We start from the raw sequence: 19,739 nt of genomic DNA on the forward strand, positions 1-19,739 counted from the left end.
AGCGACACGGGCTGTCCGGGAAACGCAGCGGGCAGGGCCCGAGGTTCCGTGGCTACAGGTTGTTCATCAGCTTGCGCACGCCAGCGACGTGCCGGCGGCTGACGGTCAGCGCCTCTCCGTTCATGCCCTTGAGGTAGAGCTGGAAGTGCCCGAGCGGGGTGCGCTGCAGGCGCTCGATCCGCTCGCGGGCCACCAGGGCATTGCGGTGGATGCGCACGAAGCGGTCACCGAACTCGTCCTCCAGCGCCTTCAAGGGTTCGTCCAGCAGGACCTCGCCGTGTTCGTGGCGCAAGGTCACGTACTTGTGGTCGGCGATGAAGAAGATCACCTGGTCCAGGGGGATCAGCTCGATCCCTTTCCGGGTGCGGGCGCTGATGTGGCTTCGGGGACCGCTCCCGCTGACCGCGGCAGGACGGGTCAGCGCAGCGAGTTGCACACGGTTGGGTCGCTCGGCCTTCTTCAGTGCCTCGGCCAGGGACTCCGAACGCACCGGTTTGACCAGGTAGCCCACGGCACTGACCTGGAAGGCCTCCAGGGCGAACTCGTCATGGGCCGTGCAGAAGATCACCGCCGGCGGCGCCTCTTTCTCGCATAGCCTGGCGGCCACTTGCAGCCCGTCCAGACCTGGCATGCGAATGTCCAGCAGGACCACATCCGGTTTCAGGCTGTCGATCAGGGTGAGCGCCTCCTCGCCATTGCTGGCGGCAGGCTCCAGTACTCGGTATCCCTCGAGGTCGCCGACCAGGCGGCTGAGGCGCTCGCGGGCAAGGGGTTCATCGTCGACGATCAGGACATTCATATCGCACGGGCTTCCTGCGTGAGTCTCGCACAAGGATAGCGTAGACAGGTGAAGTGGCGGCCGTCACGGCGCTCCACGCTGAGACTTGCCCGCGGCCCGAAAAGTGCCGTCAGGCGGGCGTCGATATTGCGTAGAGCCTGCTGGGTTCCCCGCGACGGTGACTGCCCCTGGACCTCTTCGTAAGGGTTGCTTACGCAGAGGCGGAACATGCCGTCGCGGTAATCCGCTTCGATGCGTACCAGCCCCCCTTCGATGCGCGGCTGGATGCCATGGATCAGGGCGTTCTCCAGCAAAGGCTGCAGCGTCAACTGGGGGATGGGCAGATCATCCGGTACTTCATCCACCTGCCAATCCAACTGTAGCCGTTCTCCGAGCCGATATTGCTCGATCGACAGATATCGTTTCGCCAGTTCCACTTCCTCGCCCCAGTCCACCAGGGTGCCGGGCTTGGCCAGGCTGGCGCGAAAGATGTCGGAAAGATCGAGCACGGCCTGCTCGGCCTTGTCCGGATCGATCACTACCAGGCTGGCGATGCTGTTCAGGCTGTTGAACAGGAAGTGCGGGCGGATGCGCGCCTGCAGGGACTCGATGCGTGCCCTGAGCTCGGCCTGCTGCTGCTTGCGCCACTGGCTTTGCAGGTAGAAGTAGCGCAACAGCAGCGCCGACATGATCAGGCTGATCAGCCCGTGGCGCAGGTAGAGGTTGACCTCGCCGTCCCGTGGCAGCGGCCCGCCGAGGTCGAAGTGGTCGGCCACCGCCGTGCCGGCCAGCGTCAGGCCCACCACCAGGGCGCAGCAGATGCCGCCGGCCAGCGCCGCGCGCAAGCGCGCCAGCAAGGGCCGCAGCTGGCAGAGCAACGCGGCCGACAGCAGCACGATCCATTGCACGAACAGGGAGGTCAGGGCCAGGCGCACCCAGTTGAAACTGGGCAGCATGGGTTCGGCCAGCACCAGTACCAGCACCAGCAACTCGGCCAGCAGCACCAGCCCGAGCAGCGCCTCGGGCAGGCAAAGCTCCGGCAGGAAGAAATCGTCGCTTGCGGCTCTGGAACGCGCTTTCTTTTTCAGGCGCTTCGGCATCCCGGACATATCCCCAAAAGCCCAGCTGGCGACTAGCCAGGATCGCCGGGCAAAAGCCTGTACTGAACCATCAAACCCGCGAAACTTCCGTGAAGGGCGCGGCAAACTGCCCAACCCCCGACCGGACAGGCCGCGCCGGTTTTTCCGGCAACACTGTTATTATCGACGGTATTTTCCGGCCCATCGGCTTTCTTTCACCTTCCTCACCGAGTGAACCCATGAGCACTGACAAGACCAACCAGTCCTGGGGTGGCCGCTTCAGCGAGCCCGTCGACGCTTTCGTCGCCCGCTTCACCGCTTCCGTCGACTTCGACAAGCGCCTGTATCGCCACGACATCATGGGCTCCATAGCCCATGCCACCATGCTGGCACAGGTCGGCGTACTCAGCACGGCCGAGCGCGACACCATCATCGACGGCCTGAAGCAGATCCAGGGCGAGATCGAGGCGGGCAGCTTCGACTGGCGCGTGGACCTGGAAGACGTGCACATGAACATCGAGGCGCGCCTGACCGACCGCATCGGAGTCACCGGCAAGAAGCTGCACACCGGCCGCTCGCGCAACGACCAGGTGGCCACCGACATCCGCCTGTGGCTGCGCGACGAGATCGACACCATCCTCGGCGAAATCACCCGCCTGCAGCAGGGCCTGCTTGGCCTGGCCGAGGCGGAAGCCGACACCATCATGCCCGGCTTCACCCATCTGCAGACCGCGCAGCCGGTGACCTTCGGCCATCACCTGCTGGCCTGGTTCGAGATGCTCAGCCGCGACCACGAGCGCCTGGTGGACTGCCGCAAGCGGGTCAACCGCATGCCGCTGGGCTCGGCCGCCCTGGCCGGCACCACCTACCCGATCCAGCGCGAAGTCACCTGCCAGCTGCTGGGCTTCGACGCCGTCGGCGGCAACTCCCTGGACGGCGTGTCCGACCGTGACTTCGCCATCGAATTCTGCGCCGCCGCGTCCCTGGCGATGATGCACCTGTCGCGCTTCTCCGAAGAGCTGGTGCTCTGGACCAGCGCCCAGTTCCAGTTCATCGACCTGCCCGACCGCTTCTGCACCGGCTCCTCGATCATGCCGCAGAAGAAGAACCCCGACGTGCCCGAGCTGGTGCGCGGCAAGTCCGGCCGGGTGTTCGGCGCCCTCACCGGCCTGCTGACCCTGATGAAGGGCCAGCCGCTGGCCTACAACAAGGACAACCAGGAAGACAAGGAACCGCTGTTCGACGCCGCCGACACCCTGCGCGACTCCCTGCGCGCCTTCGCCGACATGGTCCCGGCCATCAAGCCCAAGCGCGAGATCATGCGCGAGGCGGCCCGCCGTGGCTTCTCCACCGCCACCGACCTCGCCGACTACCTGGTGCGCAAGGGCCTGCCCTTCCGCGACTGCCACGAGATCGTCGGCCACGCGGTGAAGTACGGCGTGGACACCAGCAAGGACCTGGCCGAGATGAGCCTGGACGAACTGCGCCAGTTCAGCGACCAGATCGGCGACGACGTCTTCGCCGTGCTGACCCTGGAAGGCTCGGTCAACGCCCGTGACCACATCGGCGGCACCGCACCGAACCAGGTCCGCGCCGCCGTGCAGCGCGGCAAGGATCTGCTCGCCAGCCGCTGAGAAAGACCCACGCCATGGACAGGCAACACGACTGGCCGGGTTCGCCCGGCCAGCGCATTTCCATCGTCGGCTGCTCGGGTTCGGGCAAGACCACCCTGGCGCGCGCGCTTGCCGCCTTGCTGGACCACCCGCACATCGAGCTCGACGCGATCTTCCACCAGCCCGGCTGGCAGCCCCTGCCCAGGGGGGAGTTCCGCAGCCGCGTCGCCAACGCCCTGGCCGGCGAACGCTGGATAGTCGAAGGCAGCTACGGCGCCGTGCGCCCGGAAGTGCTGGCCCGCGCCGACACCCAGATCTGGCTCGACCCACCGCGCCTCGACGTGCTGCGCAACCTGGTGCTGCGCAGCGCCAGCCGGGTGCTGCTGCGCACGCGCCTGTGGAACGGCAACCGCGAACGCCTGGGCAACCTCCTCAGTCTCGACCCCAACCGCTCCATCATCCTCTGGGGCTGGACCCGTCACGCCCTCTACCGCGAACGCTTTCGCGAAGAGCACGAGAATCCGGAACTGGCGGGCATCCGCCGCATACGCCTGGGTTCACGCCGGGAAGTCAGGGCCTTCCTGCACGCACTGCGCCAGCAGTCCCGCCCCGGGCATGGCACACTCCCGCCATCGCAACCGAGAACCCCGCCATGACCGACGACATTGATGATGGCGAAGAAGCCTTCGCCGAAAGCACCCTGATCCAGGCCATCGAGAACCAGATCGAGGCCGACGAGCCGCCCGCTGCCCGCGCCACCTTCAACAAGCTCACCCTGGTGGGCTACGAGCGCGAGGAAATCCTCCAGCTGATGGCCCTGGTCCTGGCCCACGAGATCGACGCCATGCTCAAGGCCGACCGCCCATTCGACGGTCAATGGTACGAAAGGGCCTTGCGGGCGCTACCGGACCTGCCGGAAGATCAGGCCTGACGTCACCTACACTCCAAAGTCTCCAGATTCCGGCCGGCACAAGCGCCGGCCTTTGCGGTACAACAAGAACAAGGAGCGACCATGGTCTTCACCCCCGAACTCATTGCCGAATTCGAACTGCTGGCCCTGTTCAACCTGGACAACACCCAGGAGGGCATCAAGGTCCACAACAGCGCCAATCCCAAGGCCCAGGCCGCGGTGATGCGCTTGCACCAGAAAGGCCTGATCACCCAGGCCGATGGCGGCTACCTGACCAGCCTTGGCCTGGACGCCGCCGAACACGTCCAGGCCCTGCGCACCATCCTCCTGCCCGAACCCGCCTGACTTTCCCGCTGCTCAAGTCGGCGACATTCCAGGCGATACAATGCGGACGCCTGCCGGTAGCAAATGCTGCCGGCCAGGCCGCCAGCATCGGGACATGAGCAGAGCATGACGCGCACCCAGGAAATCCGCCCGGATATCGACGACGGCATCGACCGCAAGGTCCTCGCACAACTGCGAGCCCGCTTCCTCAAGGTCAACAGCGGCCGCCTGGCGCGCGCCATGCAGGCGTTGTCCACGCGCCAGGAACTGGTCCTCAAGCTGTTGCCGCTGCTGTTCCACGTCAATCACCCGCTGTTGCCGGGCTATGTCTCCGGCACCACGCCGGCCGGGGTCGCCGCCTTCGAGCCCGACGACGAACTACTGGCCGAAGCCCAGCGGCTGACCCGCTCCTTTGCCTACAAGCCGCGCCGCGGCCCGCAACCCACACCGATTCACGGCCTGTTCCTGATGGGCAGCCTGGGCACCATCGCCCAGGCCGAACAGAGCGACATGGACATCTGGGTCTGCCACGCGCCGGAACTGGACGCCGCCGCCACCGCCGAACTGCAGCGCAAGTGCAGCGCCCTGGAAGAATGGGCCGCGAGCCAGGGCGCCGAAGCGCACTTCTTCCTGATCGATCCGCAACGCTTCACCCAGGGCGCGCGCGAGGCGCGCCTGACCTCCGATGATTGCGGCACCACCCAGCATTACCTGCTGCTGGACGAGTTCTACCGCACCGCCATCTGGCTGGCCGGGCGTACCCCGCTCTGGTGGCTGGTGCCGGTGTACGAGGAGGCACGCTACGCCGAGTACGCCCAGACCCTGGTGTCCAAGCGCTTCATCCGTGCCGACGAGGTGCTCGACCTCGGCCACCTTGCGCAGATCCCACCCGGCGAATTCATCGGCGCCAGCATGTGGCAGCTCTACAAGGGCATCGAGTCGCCCTACAAGTCGGTGCTCAAGCTGCTGCTCACCGAGGTCTACGCCAGCGAGCACCCACGGGTGGCCTGCCTGTCCCTGCGCTTCAAGGAGGCGGTCTACGCCAACCGCCTGGACCTGGACGAGCTGGACCCCTACATGGTGGTCTACCGCCGCCTGGAGGAATACCTGCGCGGGCGCAACGAGACCGAGCGCCTGGAGCTGATCCGCCGTTGCCTCTACCTGAAGGTGAACAAGAAGCTCAGCCGCCCGCCGCGCAACCGCAGCAAGAGCTGGCAGCGCCTGCTGCTGGAGCGCCTGACGGCCGAGTGGCACTGGCAGCATCGGCAGCTGGCGATGCTCGACAGCCGTAGCCAGTGGAAAGTCCGCCAGGTGCTGGCCGAGCGTCGCGCCCTGGTCAACGAGCTGACCTACAGCTACCGCTTCCTGTCCCAGTTCTCCCGCACCGAGCAGGCCAGCGGCACCCTCAGCAGCCGTGACCTGGGCGTGCTCGGCCGACGCCTCTACGCCGCCTTCGAGCGCAAGGCCGGCAAGGTGGAATTCATCAACCCCGGGATCGCCCCGGACATCGCCGAAGACACCCTCACCCTGGTGCAATGCCCAAGCCCGGATGCCGCTGGCGACACCCAGTGGGCGCTCTACTCCGGCAGCCTCAATGCCCTCGAATGGCAGGACTTCGCCCCGATCAAGCGCAGCCGCGAGCTGGTTCCGCTGCTCGCCTGGTGCCACCGCAACGGCGTGATCGACAGCGGCACCCGCCTCTCCCTGCACCCGGGCACCAGCGATCTCAGCGAACACGAACTGCTCAACCTCCTGGCCAGCCTGCAGCAATCCTTCCCCCAGCCCCAGGGCGCGGTGGATGAAAACGCCTTGCTGCGCGCCGGGGTGCCGGCCGAGGTCCTGCTGCTGGTGAACGTCGGGATCGACCCGCTACGACAGCACAGCCAGAAGAACCAGCACCTGACCACCGAACGCACCGACGCCCTGGGCTACTCCGGGGTGCGCGAAAACCTGGTGGTCACCATCGACCAGGTCAGCCTTAACAGCTGGAACGAGTTGCTGGTCAGCCGTTACGAAGGTGCGGACGCCCTGCTCGCCTGCCTCGGCGACTACCTCAATGCCCTGCCCGCCGATCGCGGCCGGCCCGGACTGCGGGTGCGCTGCTTCTGCCGCAACCGCGCCCAGGCCATCGCCCAACGCGTGCAGGAACTCTTCGACGAAACCCAGGCGCTGCTCGGTGCCGCCGGCGTGCCGCGCTTCCTGCTGCAGATCCAGCAGCGTTTCCATGTGCTGCAGCTGGAGCCGAACCGGGTCAGCCACGCCAGCCTGCCCGACCTGCCGGCGCTGGTGGAGCACCTGGGCCGCGACCTGCCGGGCTACAGCCCGTTGCAACTGGACCGCCACGCCCTCGCGGAGCAGGACTTGGCGCTGGTGCTGCCGGTAGGCCGCCCCGACTGCATCCAGGTGTTCTACCGGGTGGACGGCGACAGCGCCGAGATCAACCTGCTGGACGAGCACAACGCGCTGTGGCGCCAGCGCCTGCCGTACCGCGACGAACAGAGCCTGCTGACGCCGTTGCAGCGTTTCCTGCAGTCGTTGCTTTACCGGCGCAACGCCCTGCTGCCGCTGGACAGCCCGCAGACCCCGGCGGCGCTGGAGATCATCTACTACGAAGTGGTGCGCCAGGGCCGCAAGCTGGAGCGGCGCGCGGCGCCTTCGGCGGCGGTTTCCCATCCCTTCTACGACGTGCAGGCCATCGTCGAGCCGGCGGAACCGGGCCTGGTCCACGTGACCCTCTACTGCAACCACCGGGAATTTTCCGAGCTGGAATATGGCGCGGGCCTGTTCGCCGCCGTAGCCCGGCACATCCTCGCCCAGCGCCGCGAGCCGGAACGCTATCCCTGCTACATCACCGACCTGGACCTGTCGCGGGTGCCCGGCAAAGGCCAGGCGCAGACGGTCCACTACCTGCGCTACAAGGTCGAGCTGGAAGATCGGTTGAACCGCGCGTTGCGTGATAGCTGAAGCGGCGTGGGTGTTGCGGGAGCGATCTCGATCGAGGATGAATTCGCTCCCACGGCCCCTGGTCGGGCGGGGATCAGCGGTTGTATTCGCCGGCCGCCTCGGGCTGGTACTCGACGCCCAGCAAGGTCAGCTTGAGGGTCTTGCCACCGGGCACCGGCCAGTCGATGTGCTGGCCAACGGTGAGGCCCAGCAACGCGCTGCCCACCGGGGCGAGGATGGAAACCGTGCCTTCGCCACCCGCGTCTTCCGGGTAGACCAGGGTCAGGTGGTAGTCCTTGCCGCTGACTTCCTCGCGGCAATGCACGCGGGAGTTCATGGTGACGACGCCAGGCGGAACCTCATCATGGCCAACCACCTGGGCACGCGACAGCTCGCTCTCCAGCGCCTCGGCGGCAGGGCCGTACTCCTCCAGGCTGTCGAGCAGGCGCTCCAGGCGTTGCAGGTCGAGACGGGTAATGGTGATGGGCGGCTGGGTGTTCATGGCGAAGGCGCGACTCCTTGTGCTGCATGCGAAAAAAGCGAAACCCCGCCCGAAGGCGGGGTTTCAGATTCTGTCCGGTCGGTCGAATACCGCCGGTAAGCCCGACAGTACGTCAGGGTGCCGGCCATTGGCAAGACCGCCCGGTCAACCGCGTGTCGGTCGCCGGCGCCGTTCGGCGGCGGCGCAGATTTCGCGGCGGCGCGGCTCGCTGGCCTGGCCCCACTCGCAGATTTCCGCCAGGGTACGGCCACAGCCTACACAGACGTCGGCATCATCCAGACAGCAGCGTCGGATGCAGGGCGACGGCTGCGGCGCCGCGGGTGCAGGGTCAGAGGTCGTCGAACTCAAGGTCTTCGCCCGCCTGTTCGCGGGTCACGCGGCTGAGCAACTCACCCAGGGGTTCGTCGCTGCTGTCGCAGATCCAGCGATCGCTCGCCTGGTCGTAGTCGAAGTGGAAGCCACCCGAGCGCGCGGCCACCCAGAGCTGGCGCAGCGGCGCCTGGCGGCTGAGGATCACCTGGGTGCCGTTCTCGAAGCGCACGGTGAGCACGCCGCCGCTGTTCTCCAGGTCCAGGTCCAGGTCGCAGTCATCGAATGCGTCTTCCACCAGCGACTGCGCGGCATCGACCAGGTCATGGAATCGGGCTTCGCTCAAACTCATCAGGGTTTACCTCAGGGCATTGGGGAGGGTTGGCGACGGTACTCGCCAAGGTGCTGTCCGGTCCAGCGACGGAAGGCGCGACCCAGGGAGCCGGGCTCGCTGAAACCGACCAGGAAGGCGATATCGGCCAGCTCCAGGTTCGGATCGCGCAGATAGTGCAGCACCAACTGCTGGCGCGTCTCGTCCACCAGCGCACTGAAGGATAACCCGGCCTCGCGCAAACGGCGCTGCAAGGTACGCGGGCTCAACGCCAGGGCCGCGGCCAGTCGCTCCAGGTCGGGCCCTTCGGCGGACAGCTGGGCGGCCAGCAGTTCACGGGCACGGTCCAGCACGCTGCTGCCCTTGCGCAGCTCGCCGAGCAGGCGTTCGGCGTAGCCGTCGAACAGCCGGCGCACCTCGGCGTCGGCCTGGCCCAGGGGCGTGGCCAGCAGGCGCCGGGGAAACACCAGGGCGTTGTCCGCCTGGCCGAACAGCACCGGGCAACGGAAGATCCGCCGGTGCTCGGAAGTGTCGGCCGGCTCCGGGTGCTGGAAGCGCACCTCGGTGGGCGGGATGTCCAACCCGGTGATCCAGCGGCCGAAGGTCACCCAGCCCGCCAGAGTCTCCTCGGCCAACAAGGCGCGCTGCTGCGGTAGCAATGGCTCCCAACTGTGCGCCACCTGGGGTTCCAGGCCCTCGCAGGAAGGCTCATCGGCCAGCCTGACGCGGCCCAGGTCGCCCACCAGCGCGGCATAGCGCGCCTGGCGGTGCAGGGCGTCGGCCAGGGTGGCGCAACTCATCAGCAAGTATCCCAGCACGCCGTAGTAACCCGGTCGCACCGCCTCGCCCAGGTGCAGGCCCAGCCGTGGGTCGCCGGACAGCCGCTCGGCCTGGCCGAGCAGTTCCAGGTACGCTCTGGCGGCGATGCGCGCATCGCGCTGGGCGAGGGTCGCGGGGGTCAGCTGGACATGACCGAGCAGCTCGGCGGCGCTGACTCCTGCCTGGCCAACATGCTCCACCAGGCCCTGCAGATAGGCGACCGAGACCGAGCCGGCAAAGGATGCGGCGTTGTCCATGGGTTCTCCTTTTTCAAGCCGCCAATGCTAGCCCCGCAGAGGCCCGCAAGCCACGCCGGACGGGAATTCCGGCGCATAGGCAAGGCGCCGGGGGGTCGGTATACTCCGGAACAATTCACGTTTTCTGCAAGGACTCCGTCATGAAGCGACTCCACGCCCCATTCGTCGCCCTGCTCGCCGTTGCCTGTCTGCTGGCCGGCTGTGGCCAGAAAGGCCCGCTTTACATGCCTGACGACGAGAAAGCAGCGAAAGAACACCAGAAAGACGTCTACATCCACTGACCGGGGGAGCCGCCATGGAGGCTTTCTCTTACCGCGACGGGGAGCTGTTCGCGGAAGGCGTCGCGCTGTCCGATATCGCCGCTCGCTTCGGCACGCCCACCTACGTCTATTCCCGCGCCGCCATCGAAGCTGGCTACAACGCCTATGCCGATGCCCTGGCCGGTACGCCGAGCATGGTTTGCTATGCGGTCAAGGCCAACTCCAACCTCGGCGTGCTGAACCTGCTGGCGCGCCTGGGCGCAGGCTTCGACATCGTTTCCAGCGGTGAGCTGGAACGCGTGCTGGCCGCCGGCGGCGCGCCCAAGCGAATCGTCTTCTCCGGCGTCGGCAAGAGCCGTGACGACATGCGCCGCGCCCTCGAGGCCGGTGTGTACTGCTTCAACGTGGAATCGCGCAATGAGCTGGAGCGCCTGCAGAACGTGGCCGCGGCCATGGAGGTGAAGGCTCCGGTATCCCTGCGGGTCAACCCCGACGTGGATGCCGGCACCCATCCTTACATCGCCACCGGCCTCAAGGAGAACAAGTTCGGCATCTCCATCGACGAAGCCGAAGCGGTGTACGCCCAGGCCGCCAGCCTGCCGAACCTCGACGTGATCGGCGTCGACTGCCATATCGGTTCCCAGCTCACCAGCCTCGCGCCGTTCCTCGATGCCCTCGACCGCCTCCTGGACCTGATCGACCGCCTGGGCGAACGCGGCATCGCCATTCGCCACCTGGATCTCGGCGGCGGCCTCGGCGTGCGCTACCGCGACGAGCAGCCACCTTTGCCCGGCGAGTACATCCAGGCCGTGCGCCAGCGCCTGCAGGGTCGCAATCTCGAGCTGCTGTTCGAGCCGGGTCGCTCCATCGTCGCCAACGCCGGCGTTCTGCTGACCCAGGTGGAATACCTCAAGCACACTGAACACAAGGATTTCGCCGTGATCGACGCGGCCATGAACGACCTGATCCGCCCGGCCCTCTACGAGGCCTGGATGGACGTGGTGCCGGTGCAACCCCACCCCGGCATCGAGCGCACCTACGACCTGGTCGGCCCGATCTGCGAAACCGGCGACTTCCTCGCCCGTGAGCGCAATCTGGTGCTGGCCGAGGGCGACTTGCTGGCGATTCGCTCCGCCGGCGCCTACGGTTTCGTGATGAGTTCCAACTACAACACCCGCGGCCGCGCCGCCGAGGTGCTGGTGGACAGCGAGCAAGCCTTCGAGGTGCGCCGCCGCGAGATGATCGAAGACCTTTATGCCGGCGAAAGCCTGCTGCCGCAGTGAGGGCGCATCCATGCTATTGCGCTTCACCAAGATGCACGGCCTCGGTAACGACTTCATGGTCCTCGACCTGGTCAGCCAGCACGCCCATATCCAGCCCAAGCACGCCAAGCAGTGGGGCGACCGCAACACCGGCATCGGCTTCGACCAGTTGCTGATCGTCGAAGCGCCGACCAACCCGGACGTCGATTTCCGCTATCGCATCTTCAATTCCGACGGCTCGGAAGTGGAGCAATGCGGCAACGGTGCGCGCTGCTTCGCCCGCTTCGTCATCGACAAGCGCCTGACGGTGAAGAAGCTCATTCGCGTCGAGACCAAGGGCGGCATCATCGAACTGGATGTGCGCCCCGACGGCCAGGTCACCGTGGACATGGGTCCGCCGCGCCTGGTGCCGCAACAGATCCCCTTCGTCGCCGACGCCGAGGCCCTGAGCTACCCGGTGGAAGTGGACGGCCAGGTTGTCGAGCTGGCGGCCATCTCCATGGGCAACCCCCACGCCGTGCTGCGCGTCGATGACGTGGCCAGCGCGCCGGTACACGAACTGGGGCCGAAGCTGGAACACCACCCGCGCTTCCCGCAGCGGGTCAACGTCGGCTTCCTGCAGGTCGTCGACCGCAAGCAGGCCAAGCTGCGCGTCTGGGAACGCGGCGCCGGGGAAACCCTGGCCTGCGGCACCGGCGCCTGCGCGGCGGCGGTGGCGGCGATCCGCCAGGGCTGGATGGATTCCCCGCTGCAGCTCGAGCTACCGGGCGGCCGACTCTCCATCGAGTGGGCCGGGCCGGGGCACCCCGTTATGATGACCGGACCCGCCGTCCGCGTATTCGAAGGACAGGTTCGCCTATGACCGACGACCAGCACCAGGACCCGCCGCAACACCTCGACGCCGAGACGGTGGCCGCCTACCTGCGCCACCATCCGGAGTTCTTCGTCCACCATGACGAACTGATCCCCGAGCTGAGCATCCCGCACTTGCCGGGTGAGGCCGTGTCCCTGGTGGAGCGCCAGGTCAAGCTGCTGCGTGAACGCAACATCGAGATGCGCCATCGGCTGTCGCAGCTGATGGACGTGGCCCGGGAGAACGATCGCCTGTTCGACAAGACCCGGCGCCTGGTGCTCGACCTGCTCGATGCATCCAGCCTGGAAGAAGTGGTGGGCGCGGTGGAAGACAGCCTGCGCCACGAGTTCCAGGTGCCCTTCGTCAGTCTCATCCTGTTCAGCGAGAACACCCTGCCGGTGGGCCGCAGCGTCAGCGCCGCGGAGGCGCACCAGAGCATCGGCGGCCTGCTGGCCGGCGGCAAGACCATCTGCGGTGTACTGCGCAGCCACGAGCTGGAGTTCCTCTTCGGCACCGACGAGCGCGACCAGGTCGGTTCCGCGGCCGTGGTGAGCCTGACCTACCAGGGCCTGCATGGCGTACTGGCCATTGGCAGCCCGGACCCGCAGCACTACAAGAGCTCCCTGGGTACCCTGTTCCTCGGCTACATCGCCGAGGTCCTGGCCCGCGTGCTACCGCGCTTCGCCACCCCGCTGCGTTCAGTGAGATAGCCCGCCACACCGTTCAAGGAAGTCCCATGCAAGCCGACCTGGATGCCTACCTGAACCACCTGCGCAGCGAGCGCCAGGTCTCGGCCCACACCCTCGACGGCTACCACCGCGACCTGCTCAAGGTGCGCGCGCTCTGCGAGAAGTACGCCATCGCCGATTGGCGGGACCTCGACGTTCGCAGCCTGCGCGGCTTCGTCGCCCGGCTGCACCAGGACGGCCTGTCCAGCCGCAGCCTGGCGCGCCTGCTCTCGGCTGTGCGCGGCCTCTACCAGTACCTGATCCGCGAAGGCCGCTGCCGCCACGACCCGGCCAACGGACTCGCCGCGCCCAAGGGCGCTCGCCGCCTGCCACGCGCGCTGGATGCCGACCGTGCCCAGCAACTGCTGGATGGCGCGGTGGAAGACGACTTCATCGCCCGCCGCGACCAGGCCGTGCTGGAGCTCTTCTACTCCTCGGGCCTGCGCCTGTCCGAACTGGTAGGCCTGGACCTCGATGGCCTCGACCTCGCCGCCGGCCTGGTGCGGGTGCGCGGCAAGGGCAACAAGACCCGCGAACTCCCGGTGGGCAGCAAGGCACGCGATGCGCTCGAACAGTGGTTGCCGCTGCGCGCCATGGCCAACCCGGCCGAGCCAGCGGTATTTATCAGCCAGCAGGGCCGCCGCCTGTCCTCTCGCGCCATCCAGCTGCGGGTGCGCCAGGCCGGGGTACGTGAACTGGGCCAGCATTTGCATCCGCACATGCTGCGACATTCCTTCGCCAGCCATATGCTGGAGTCATCCCAGGACCTGCGGGCGGTTCAGGAACTGCTCGGCCACGCCGACATCTCCACCACCCAGATCTACACCCACCTGGATTTCCAGCACCTGGCCTCGGTGTACGACCAGGCCCATCCACGGGCCAAGCGACGGGGAGCGGACGAATGAGCATCCAGCTGATCACTTTCGACCTGGACGACACCCTCTGGGACAACCGCCCGGTAATCGAGGGCGCCGAATCGGCCATGCGCGACTGGCTGATGGAACATACCCCGGCCCTGGGCACCCTGCCGGTGGAGCACCTCTGGGCCATCCGGGGGGAGATTCTCGCCGCCGAGCCAGGCCTCAAGCACCGCCTCAGCGAACTGCGCCGGCGTACCCTGCGCCGCGCCCTGGAAGGCGTCGGCTATTCGGTCGCTGACTCCATCGACCTGGCCGAGGGCGCCTTCCAGGCCATGCTCCAGGCCCGCCATCGCATCACCTTCTTCCCCGATACCGTGCCCACCCTGGAGCGCCTGGCGATCCGCTACAGCCTCGGGGTGATCACCAACGGCAACGCCGACGTGCGTCGCCTGGGCCTGGCCGACTACTTCAAGTTCGCGCTCTGCGCCGAGGAACTGGGCATCGGCAAACCCGACCCGGAGCCCTTCCTCGAAGCGCTCAAGCGCGGAGGCGTCAGCGCCGGCGAAGCCGTGCACATCGGCGACCATCCGGCCGACGACATCGAAGGCGCCCGCCGGGCCGGCCTGCGCGCCATCTGGTTCAACCCCCTGGGCAAGGAATGGAGCGGCGAGAGACTGCCGGACGCCGAGATCGCCAGCCTGCGGGAACTGCCCGAGGTGCTGGCGCGCTGGGCGCGCTGGCACTGACGCAACCGGTTGCTCGCCCATTTCCTGTAGGGGCGAATTCATTCGCCAAGCAGGTCGTAGGCCTGCCCTTCGAGGTCATGGGCTGCTTTGCAGCCCTTGGCGATTGAAATCGCCCCTACACAAATCCTCCGCCAGCACACCCACACGACTCGCGCCCATGAAAAAGCCCGCCAATGGCGGGCTCTTTCGACGGGTGCCGGCCTCAGATGGGGCGGCTGCCGTACTTGCTGTCCGGCTTCTTCGGCGGGTCGGCGACCACGTTGGGTTCGACCTCCTGCACTTTGCCGCCGCGCGCCAGGAATTCGTCCATGGCTCTGGCCAGGGCATCGCGCTCTTTCTGCTTGGCTTCGATGCTGGGCATCTCTTCGACTTCGACCGCAGCCTTGGCCTTCTTCCCGGAGGAAGGGGCAGGGGCCTCGCCATCGTCGTCGCTATCACCATCATCGGCTGCAGCCAGCTCTTCGCCGTCGTCCTCGTCGGCCGCTTCCAGCTCGTCTTGTTCCAGTTCTTCGTCGCTCATGTTCTACCTCATGCCTTGCCAAAGCAGGTTAGTTATAGCCCAGCTGCGCCAGCTTTCTAACGCTGCCGGAAAAAATTCAGGGCGCCTCGCCGTGCAAGGTCGCCAACACCCGGCGCGCACCGCCTTGATCGCGGTGCTCACCCAGGTAGACACCTTGCCAGGTGCCCATCGCCAACTGCCCGTCTTTGACCGGCAGACTCAGCTGACAGCCCAGCAGGCTGCCCTTGAAGTGCGCGGGCAAGTCGTCCGGCCCTTCGTAGTCATGTTCATAGCCGTTTTCTCCCTGGGGCACCAGGCGATTGAAGAATCGCTCGAAGTCACGCCGCACCGCAGGGTCGGCGTTCTCGTTGACCGTCAGGGAGGCCGAGGTGTGCTGCAGCCAGAGGTGCAACAGACCGACGCGACAGCGCCGCAGTTCCGGCAGTGCCGCAAGGATGTCCTCGGTGACCAGGTGGAAGCCACGTGGTCGCGGGCGCAAGGTGATCAGGGTCTGCTGCCACATCCGCAAATGCCTGTCTCGGCTCGTACGGGCGGCATTTTAGCGCGGCCGCTGAAAAAACAAAGGGCGCCTTTCGGCGCCCTTTCGGCTTTCCTTCCGCGCTCCCCGCCGGCAACTGCCGAACGGGGAAATCATCGGGATCAGAGGTTGTAGCCGCGCTCGTTGTGCTGAGCCAGGTCGAGGCCGACGGTCTCTTCCTCTTCGTTCACACGCAGGCCCATCACCACGTCCAGGACCTTGAGGATCACGAAGGTCACGATACCGGTGTAGAGCACGGTCACGACCACGCCCTTGAGCTGGATGAAGAACTGCGCACCGATGTCGTCGACGCTGCCGAAGCCACCCAGGACCGGAGCGGCGAAGATGCCGGTCAGCAGGGCGCCGACGATACCGCCGATGCCGTGTACGCCGAAGGCGTCCAGGGAGTCGTCGTAGCCCAGCTTGCGCTTCAGGCTGGTGGCGCTGAAGTAGCAGATCACGCCGGCAACCAGGCCGATGATCAGGGCGCCCATGGGGCCGACGGTACCGGCGGCCGGGGTGATGGCGACCAGGCCGGCGACCACGCCGGAAGCGATGCCCAGGGCACTCGGCTTACCGTGGGTCAGCCACTCGGCGAACATCCAGCCCAGGGCGGCGGCGGCGGTGGCGATCTGGGTGACCAGCATGGCCATGCCGGCGGTGCCGTTGGCGGCTACGGCGGAACCGGCGTTGAAGCCGAACCAGCCTACCCAGAGCATGGCGGCGCCGACCAGGGTGTAGCCCAGGTTGTGCGGAGCCATCGGGGTGGTCGGGTAGCCCTTGCGCTTGCCCAGCACCAGGCAGGCAACCAGGCCAGCGACACCGGCGTTGATGTGCACCACGGTGCCACCGGCGAAGTCCAGCACGCCCCAGTCCCACATCAGGGCGCCGTCACCGCTCCACACCATGTGGGCGATCGGGGCATAGACCAGGGTGAACCAGACGGCCATGAAGATCAGCATGGCGGAGAATTTCATGCGCTCGGCGAATGCACCCACGATCAGCGCCGGGGTGATGATCGCGAAGGTCATCTGGAAGGTGATGAAGACGCTTTCGGGGAAGGCCGCCACCAGGCTGTCGACGCCGACGCCACTGAGGAAGGCCTTGGAGAAACCACCCACGAAGGAGCTGAAGTTGACGACGCCCTTCTCCATGCCGGTGGTGTCGAACGCGATGCTGTAGCCGTAGATCACCCAGAGGATGCTGATCAGGCCGGTGATGGCGAAGCACTGCATCATGACCGACAGGATGTTCTTGGAACGCACCATGCCGCCGTAGAACAGCGCCAGGCCGGGGATGGTCATGAACAGGACTAGTGCCGTGGCGGTAAGCATCCACGCCGTGTCACCGCTGTTCAGTACGACCTCGTCGGCGGCCATGGCCAGGCCGGGGGTGACGAGGGACAAAAGGGCTCCTAGCCCTGCGGTTTTACGCAGAGTCATGTTGTTTTCTCCTGGGGCGTTGGGGTTCGGCGGCTTAGATCGCGTCTGTGCCGGTTTCGCCGGTACGGATACGGATGGCCTGTTCCAGATTGACTACGAAGATCTTGCCGTCACCGATCTTGCCGGTGTTGGCGGCCTTGGTGATGGCCTCGATCACGCGATCCAGCTGATCGTCGGCAATCGCCACGTCGATCTTCACCTTCGGCAGGAAATCAACGACGTATTCCGCGCCGCGATACAACTCGGTGTGACCCTTCTGCCGTCCGAAGCCCTTGACCTCGGTGACGGTAATGCCCTGGACGCCGATCTCCGACAGCGACTCGCGCACGTCGTCGAGCTTGAAAGGCTTGATGATGGCGGTGACTAGCTTCATGAAAACTCTCTCCCGTGTTTGGTTGACTTGCCCCAGGAAAAACGCGAACCCGGCTCAAGTCTAAGCGCAGTGTCTGGCTTTTGTAACGCGCCGAAGGCCTTGGCATGGCCCTTCGACGTCAACCAACCGCGTCTGGCGAAACACTCCCCCGCCTCGCCCGGTGCACCGGAACTGCATCAGTGCATGCGTCGCTTACCTCCAAGCAGAATCCTTGCCAGAACCGTACAAAGTGCGTTTTTTCAAGCAGATACTGGCCCCATGCCCTCCCGGCACGATTAAAGCGACGGATGGATCGCACCAAAGCGGTGCGCGACGCCCCAGGGCACTGCTCAAAAAGTGTGCGCCTCCCTGCGCCGATCCGGCCCGCCGGGACCCCGTGGTAGACTTGCGCCCAGTCATTTACGGAATCCCGCCATGCTGCCGCCCAAAGCCCTGCTCGATACCCTCGCCGCCACCGCCTCGCGCCTGTTCAGCAGTGACAGCCCGCTGCCCCGCGGCGAGATCGAGGCGCAGTTCAAGGTCCTGCTGCAAAGCGCCTTCGGCAAACTCGACCTGGTCAGCCGCGACGAGTTCGACAGCCAGATGGTGGTACTCGCCCGCACCCGTGCCCGCCTGGAAGCGCTGGAGGCCAAGGTCGCGGAAATGGAAGCCAAGCTGAACCCGCCGCCCACGGAGTGATCCCGCTCCGGCCCGGCGGACCGATCAAGGAGTGATCAATGTCCCTGGCCATCGTCCACAGCCGCGCGCAGGTTGGCGTTCAAGCCCCTGCCGTGACCGTCGAGGCGCATCTCGCCAACGGCCTGCCGTCCCTGGCCCTGGTGGGCCTGCCGGAAACCGCCGTGAAGGAAAGCAAGGACCGCGTGCGCAGCGCTATCCAGAACAGCGGCTTCGACTTTCCGCCCCGCCGCATCACCCTCAACCTGGCGCCGGCCGACCTGCCCAAGGATGGCGGCCGCTTCGACCTGGCCATCGCCCTCGGCGTGCTCGCCGCCAGTGGCCAACTGCCCGCCGGCGCCCTGGAAGACGTGGAATGCCTGGGTGAGCTGGCCCTCTCCGGCGCCCTGCGGCCGGTCCAGGGCGTACTGCCGGCGGCATTGGCCGCCCGCGCGCTCGGGCGCACCCTGGTGGTACCCCGGGAGAACGCCGAGGAAGCCAGCCTGGCCAGCGGCCTCAAGGTAATGGCCGCCGATCACCTGCTGGAGCTGACCGCGCACTTCGCCGGCCACACCCCGCTCGCGCCCTACCAGGCCCAGGGCCTTCTGGCAGAGCGCCCCCCCTACCCCGACCTCGCCGACGTCCAGGGCCAGGCCGCCGCCAAGCGCGCCCTGCTGGTGGCCGCGGCGGGCTCCCACAACCTGCTTTTTTGCGGCCCGCCCGGCACCGGCAAGACCCTGCTCGCCAGCCGCCTGCCCGGCCTGCTTCCCCCCCTGGAAGAACAGGAAGCGCTGGAAGTCGCCGCCATCCACTCGGTGGCCAGCCACGCGCCGCTGCGTGGTTGGCCCCAGCGCCCGTTCCGCCAGCCGCACCACAGCGCTTCCGGCGCGGCCCTGGTGGGCGGTGGCAGCCGCCCCAAGCCGGGGGAAATCACCTTGGCCCACCAGGGCGTGCTGTTTCTCGACGAACTTCCCGAGTTCGACCGCAAGGTGCTGGAAGTCCTGCGCGAGCCCCTGGAGAGCGGCGAGATCGTCATTGCCCGTGCCCATGACAAGGTGCGCTTCCCGGCGCGCTTCCAGCTCGTGGCGGCCATGAACCCCTGCCCCTGTGGATATCTTGGCGACCCCGGTGGCCGCTGCCGTTGCACCCCGGAGCAGATCCAGCGCTACCGCGCCAAGCTGTCCGGGCCGCTGCTCGACCGGATCGACCTGCACCTCACCGTGGCCCGCGAAGCCACCGCCCTGGAGCCTGGTCCCAGCGAGGGCCCGAGCAGTGCCGAGGCCGCCGCCGAGGTGGCGCGGGCACGGCACCTGCAACTGCAGCGCCAGGGTTGCGCCAATGCCTTCCTCGACCTCAAGGGCCTGCGCCAGCACTGCGCCCTGCCAGATGCGGATCGCAACTGGCTGGAAGACGCCTGTGAGCGCCTTGGCCTGTCCCTGCGCGCGGCGCACCGGATCCTCAAGGTGGCACGCACCCTGGCGGACCTGGAAGAGGCCGAAAGCATCGCCCGCCACCACCTGGGCGAAGCCCTGCAGTACCGGCCGGAGAGCCTTGACCTGGCTCAATAAAAACTATCAATTAGACACCAATGAAAGACAGGCTCTATCGATTCTGTTAGACTTCCGCGCCTTCCCGCCCTTGGCGGCCATCCGATAACAA

23 protein-coding genes are annotated in these 19,739 nt (G+C 66.8%); 13 read left to right on the plus strand and 10 right to left on the minus strand.

All coding sequences use genetic code 11. The features are described from left to right. Positions 1–52: 52 nt before the first annotated feature. Positions 53–799, minus strand: coding sequence for a LytR/AlgR family response regulator transcription factor (locus PCA10_RS27315; protein ID WP_016495333.1), 747 nt, complete (start codon positions 797–799; stop codon positions 53–55). After that, on the minus strand, positions 796–1,878 hold the full coding sequence (locus tag PCA10_RS27320) for a sensor histidine kinase (protein WP_016495334.1): 1,083 nt from the start codon (positions 1,876–1,878) through the stop codon (positions 796–798). The genes PCA10_RS27315 and PCA10_RS27320 overlap by 4 nt, the downstream gene beginning before the upstream one ends. A 218-nt stretch (positions 1,879–2,096) precedes the next feature. On the opposite strand from PCA10_RS27320, the gene argH reads away from it, so the two are divergent. The 5 genes from argH to PCA10_RS27345 all read left to right on the plus strand — a co-directional run bounded on the left by argH (position 2,097) and on the right by PCA10_RS27345 (position 7,668). Further along, positions 2,097–3,491 (plus strand): argininosuccinate lyase, encoded by a 1,395-nt coding sequence (gene argH / locus PCA10_RS27325; protein ID WP_016495335.1) that lies wholly within the window; start codon positions 2,097–2,099, stop codon positions 3,489–3,491. Positions 3,492–3,505: 14 nt separating this feature from the next. Beyond that, positions 3,506–4,126, plus strand: a complete 621-nt coding sequence (locus tag PCA10_RS27330; protein ID WP_016495336.1) for a P-loop NTPase family protein — start codon at positions 3,506–3,508, stop codon at positions 4,124–4,126. Next, positions 4,123–4,401 carry a hypothetical protein gene (locus tag PCA10_RS27335; RefSeq protein WP_016495337.1) on the plus strand — a complete coding sequence of 93 codons (279 nt, stop codon included), beginning with the start codon at positions 4,123–4,125 and terminating at the stop codon, positions 4,399–4,401. Before PCA10_RS27330 ends, PCA10_RS27335 begins: the two co-directional genes overlap by 4 nt. Before the next feature lie 81 nt (positions 4,402–4,482). Continuing rightward, positions 4,483–4,725, plus strand: coding sequence for a TIGR02647 family protein (locus PCA10_RS27340; RefSeq protein ID WP_016495338.1), 243 nt, complete (start codon positions 4,483–4,485; stop codon positions 4,723–4,725). A gap of 105 nt (positions 4,726–4,830) precedes the next feature. Then, positions 4,831–7,668, plus strand: a complete 2,838-nt coding sequence (locus tag PCA10_RS27345) for a class I adenylate cyclase (protein ID WP_016495339.1) — start codon at positions 4,831–4,833, stop codon at positions 7,666–7,668. 73 nt (positions 7,669–7,741) lie between these two features. On the opposite strand, the gene rnk is transcribed toward PCA10_RS27345, so the two are convergent. The 4 genes from rnk to PCA10_RS27360 all read right to left on the minus strand — a co-directional run bounded on the left by rnk (position 7,742) and on the right by PCA10_RS27360 (position 9,865). Continuing rightward, complete coding sequence (gene rnk / locus PCA10_RS27350) at positions 7,742–8,149, minus strand: nucleoside diphosphate kinase regulator (protein WP_016495340.1); 408 nt, start codon at positions 8,147–8,149, stop codon at positions 7,742–7,744. A 144-nt stretch (positions 8,150–8,293) separates the two neighbouring features. Then, positions 8,294–8,497: a DUF1289 domain-containing protein gene (locus tag PCA10_RS29880; protein ID WP_081664019.1), complete on the minus strand. Its 204-nt coding sequence runs from the start codon at positions 8,495–8,497 to the stop codon at positions 8,294–8,296. Beyond that, complete coding sequence (cyaY, locus tag PCA10_RS27355) at positions 8,478–8,810, minus strand: iron donor protein CyaY (RefSeq protein WP_016495341.1); 333 nt, start codon at positions 8,808–8,810, stop codon at positions 8,478–8,480. The genes PCA10_RS29880 and cyaY overlap by 20 nt, the downstream gene beginning before the upstream one ends. Positions 8,811–8,821: 11 nt before the next feature. Further along, complete coding sequence (locus PCA10_RS27360) at positions 8,822–9,865, minus strand: AraC family transcriptional regulator (RefSeq protein ID WP_016495342.1); 1,044 nt, start codon at positions 9,863–9,865, stop codon at positions 8,822–8,824. A 140-nt stretch (positions 9,866–10,005) separates the two neighbouring features. Between PCA10_RS27360 and lptM the strand changes: the two genes are divergently transcribed. Genes lptM through PCA10_RS27390 form a run of 6 tightly spaced genes read left to right on the plus strand, consistent with a single transcriptional unit; the run spans position 10,006 to position 14,574 of the window. Continuing rightward, on the plus strand, positions 10,006–10,146 hold the full coding sequence (lptM, locus tag PCA10_RS27365; RefSeq protein WP_016495343.1) for an LPS translocon maturation chaperone LptM: 141 nt from the start codon (positions 10,006–10,008) through the stop codon (positions 10,144–10,146). A gap of 14 nt (positions 10,147–10,160) precedes the next feature. Continuing rightward, positions 10,161–11,408, plus strand: coding sequence for a diaminopimelate decarboxylase (gene lysA, locus PCA10_RS27370; RefSeq protein ID WP_016495344.1), 1,248 nt, complete (start codon positions 10,161–10,163; stop codon positions 11,406–11,408). A gap of 10 nt (positions 11,409–11,418) precedes the next feature. Next, positions 11,419–12,249: a diaminopimelate epimerase gene (gene dapF, locus PCA10_RS27375; RefSeq protein ID WP_016495345.1), complete on the plus strand. Its 831-nt coding sequence runs from the start codon at positions 11,419–11,421 to the stop codon at positions 12,247–12,249. Further along, positions 12,246–12,950: a DUF484 family protein gene (locus PCA10_RS27380; protein ID WP_016495346.1), complete on the plus strand. Its 705-nt coding sequence runs from the start codon at positions 12,246–12,248 to the stop codon at positions 12,948–12,950. The genes dapF and PCA10_RS27380 overlap by 4 nt, the downstream gene beginning before the upstream one ends. A 26-nt stretch (positions 12,951–12,976) precedes the next feature. Continuing rightward, entirely contained in the window at positions 12,977–13,873 is an 897-nt protein-coding gene (gene xerC / locus PCA10_RS27385) for a tyrosine recombinase XerC (protein ID WP_016495347.1), read from the plus strand. Next, the gene (locus PCA10_RS27390) at positions 13,870–14,574 is read left to right on the plus strand and encodes an HAD family hydrolase (RefSeq protein WP_016495348.1); all 705 of its coding nucleotides are present in this window, start codon (positions 13,870–13,872) and stop codon (positions 14,572–14,574) included. Before xerC ends, PCA10_RS27390 begins: the two co-directional genes overlap by 4 nt. 202 nt (positions 14,575–14,776) lie before the next feature. Here PCA10_RS27390 and sutA read toward each other — a convergent pair whose 3' ends face one another. From sutA to glnK, 4 genes are all read right to left on the minus strand, one after another. Then, on the minus strand, positions 14,777–15,094 hold the full coding sequence (sutA, locus tag PCA10_RS27395; RefSeq protein WP_016495349.1) for a transcriptional regulator SutA: 318 nt from the start codon (positions 15,092–15,094) through the stop codon (positions 14,777–14,779). A 76-nt stretch (positions 15,095–15,170) separates the two neighbouring features. Beyond that, positions 15,171–15,596 (minus strand): secondary thiamine-phosphate synthase enzyme YjbQ, encoded by a 426-nt coding sequence (locus PCA10_RS27400; protein ID WP_016495350.1) that lies wholly within the window; start codon positions 15,594–15,596, stop codon positions 15,171–15,173. 137 nt (positions 15,597–15,733) lie between these two features. Next, a complete protein-coding gene (locus tag PCA10_RS27405) occupies positions 15,734–17,053 on the minus strand; it encodes an ammonium transporter (protein WP_016495351.1) in 1,320 nt (439 codons plus the stop codon). 34 nt (positions 17,054–17,087) lie between these two features. Further along, positions 17,088–17,426, minus strand: a complete 339-nt coding sequence (glnK, locus tag PCA10_RS27410) for a P-II family nitrogen regulator (RefSeq protein WP_003457590.1) — start codon at positions 17,424–17,426, stop codon at positions 17,088–17,090. Between the two features lie 414 nt (positions 17,427–17,840). On the opposite strand from glnK, the gene PCA10_RS27415 reads away from it, so the two are divergent. Beyond that, a complete protein-coding gene (locus PCA10_RS27415; RefSeq protein WP_016495352.1) occupies positions 17,841–18,104 on the plus strand; it encodes an accessory factor UbiK family protein in 264 nt (87 codons plus the stop codon). 38 nt (positions 18,105–18,142) lie between these two features. Further along, positions 18,143–19,648, plus strand: coding sequence for a YifB family Mg chelatase-like AAA ATPase (locus PCA10_RS27420; protein WP_016495353.1), 1,506 nt, complete (start codon positions 18,143–18,145; stop codon positions 19,646–19,648). Positions 19,649–19,739: the final 91 nt, after the last annotated feature.

Source organism: Pseudomonas resinovorans NBRC 106553 (genome assembly GCF_000412695.1).
GTDB classification, from domain to species: Bacteria; Pseudomonadota; Gammaproteobacteria; order Pseudomonadales; family Pseudomonadaceae; genus Metapseudomonas; species Metapseudomonas resinovorans_A.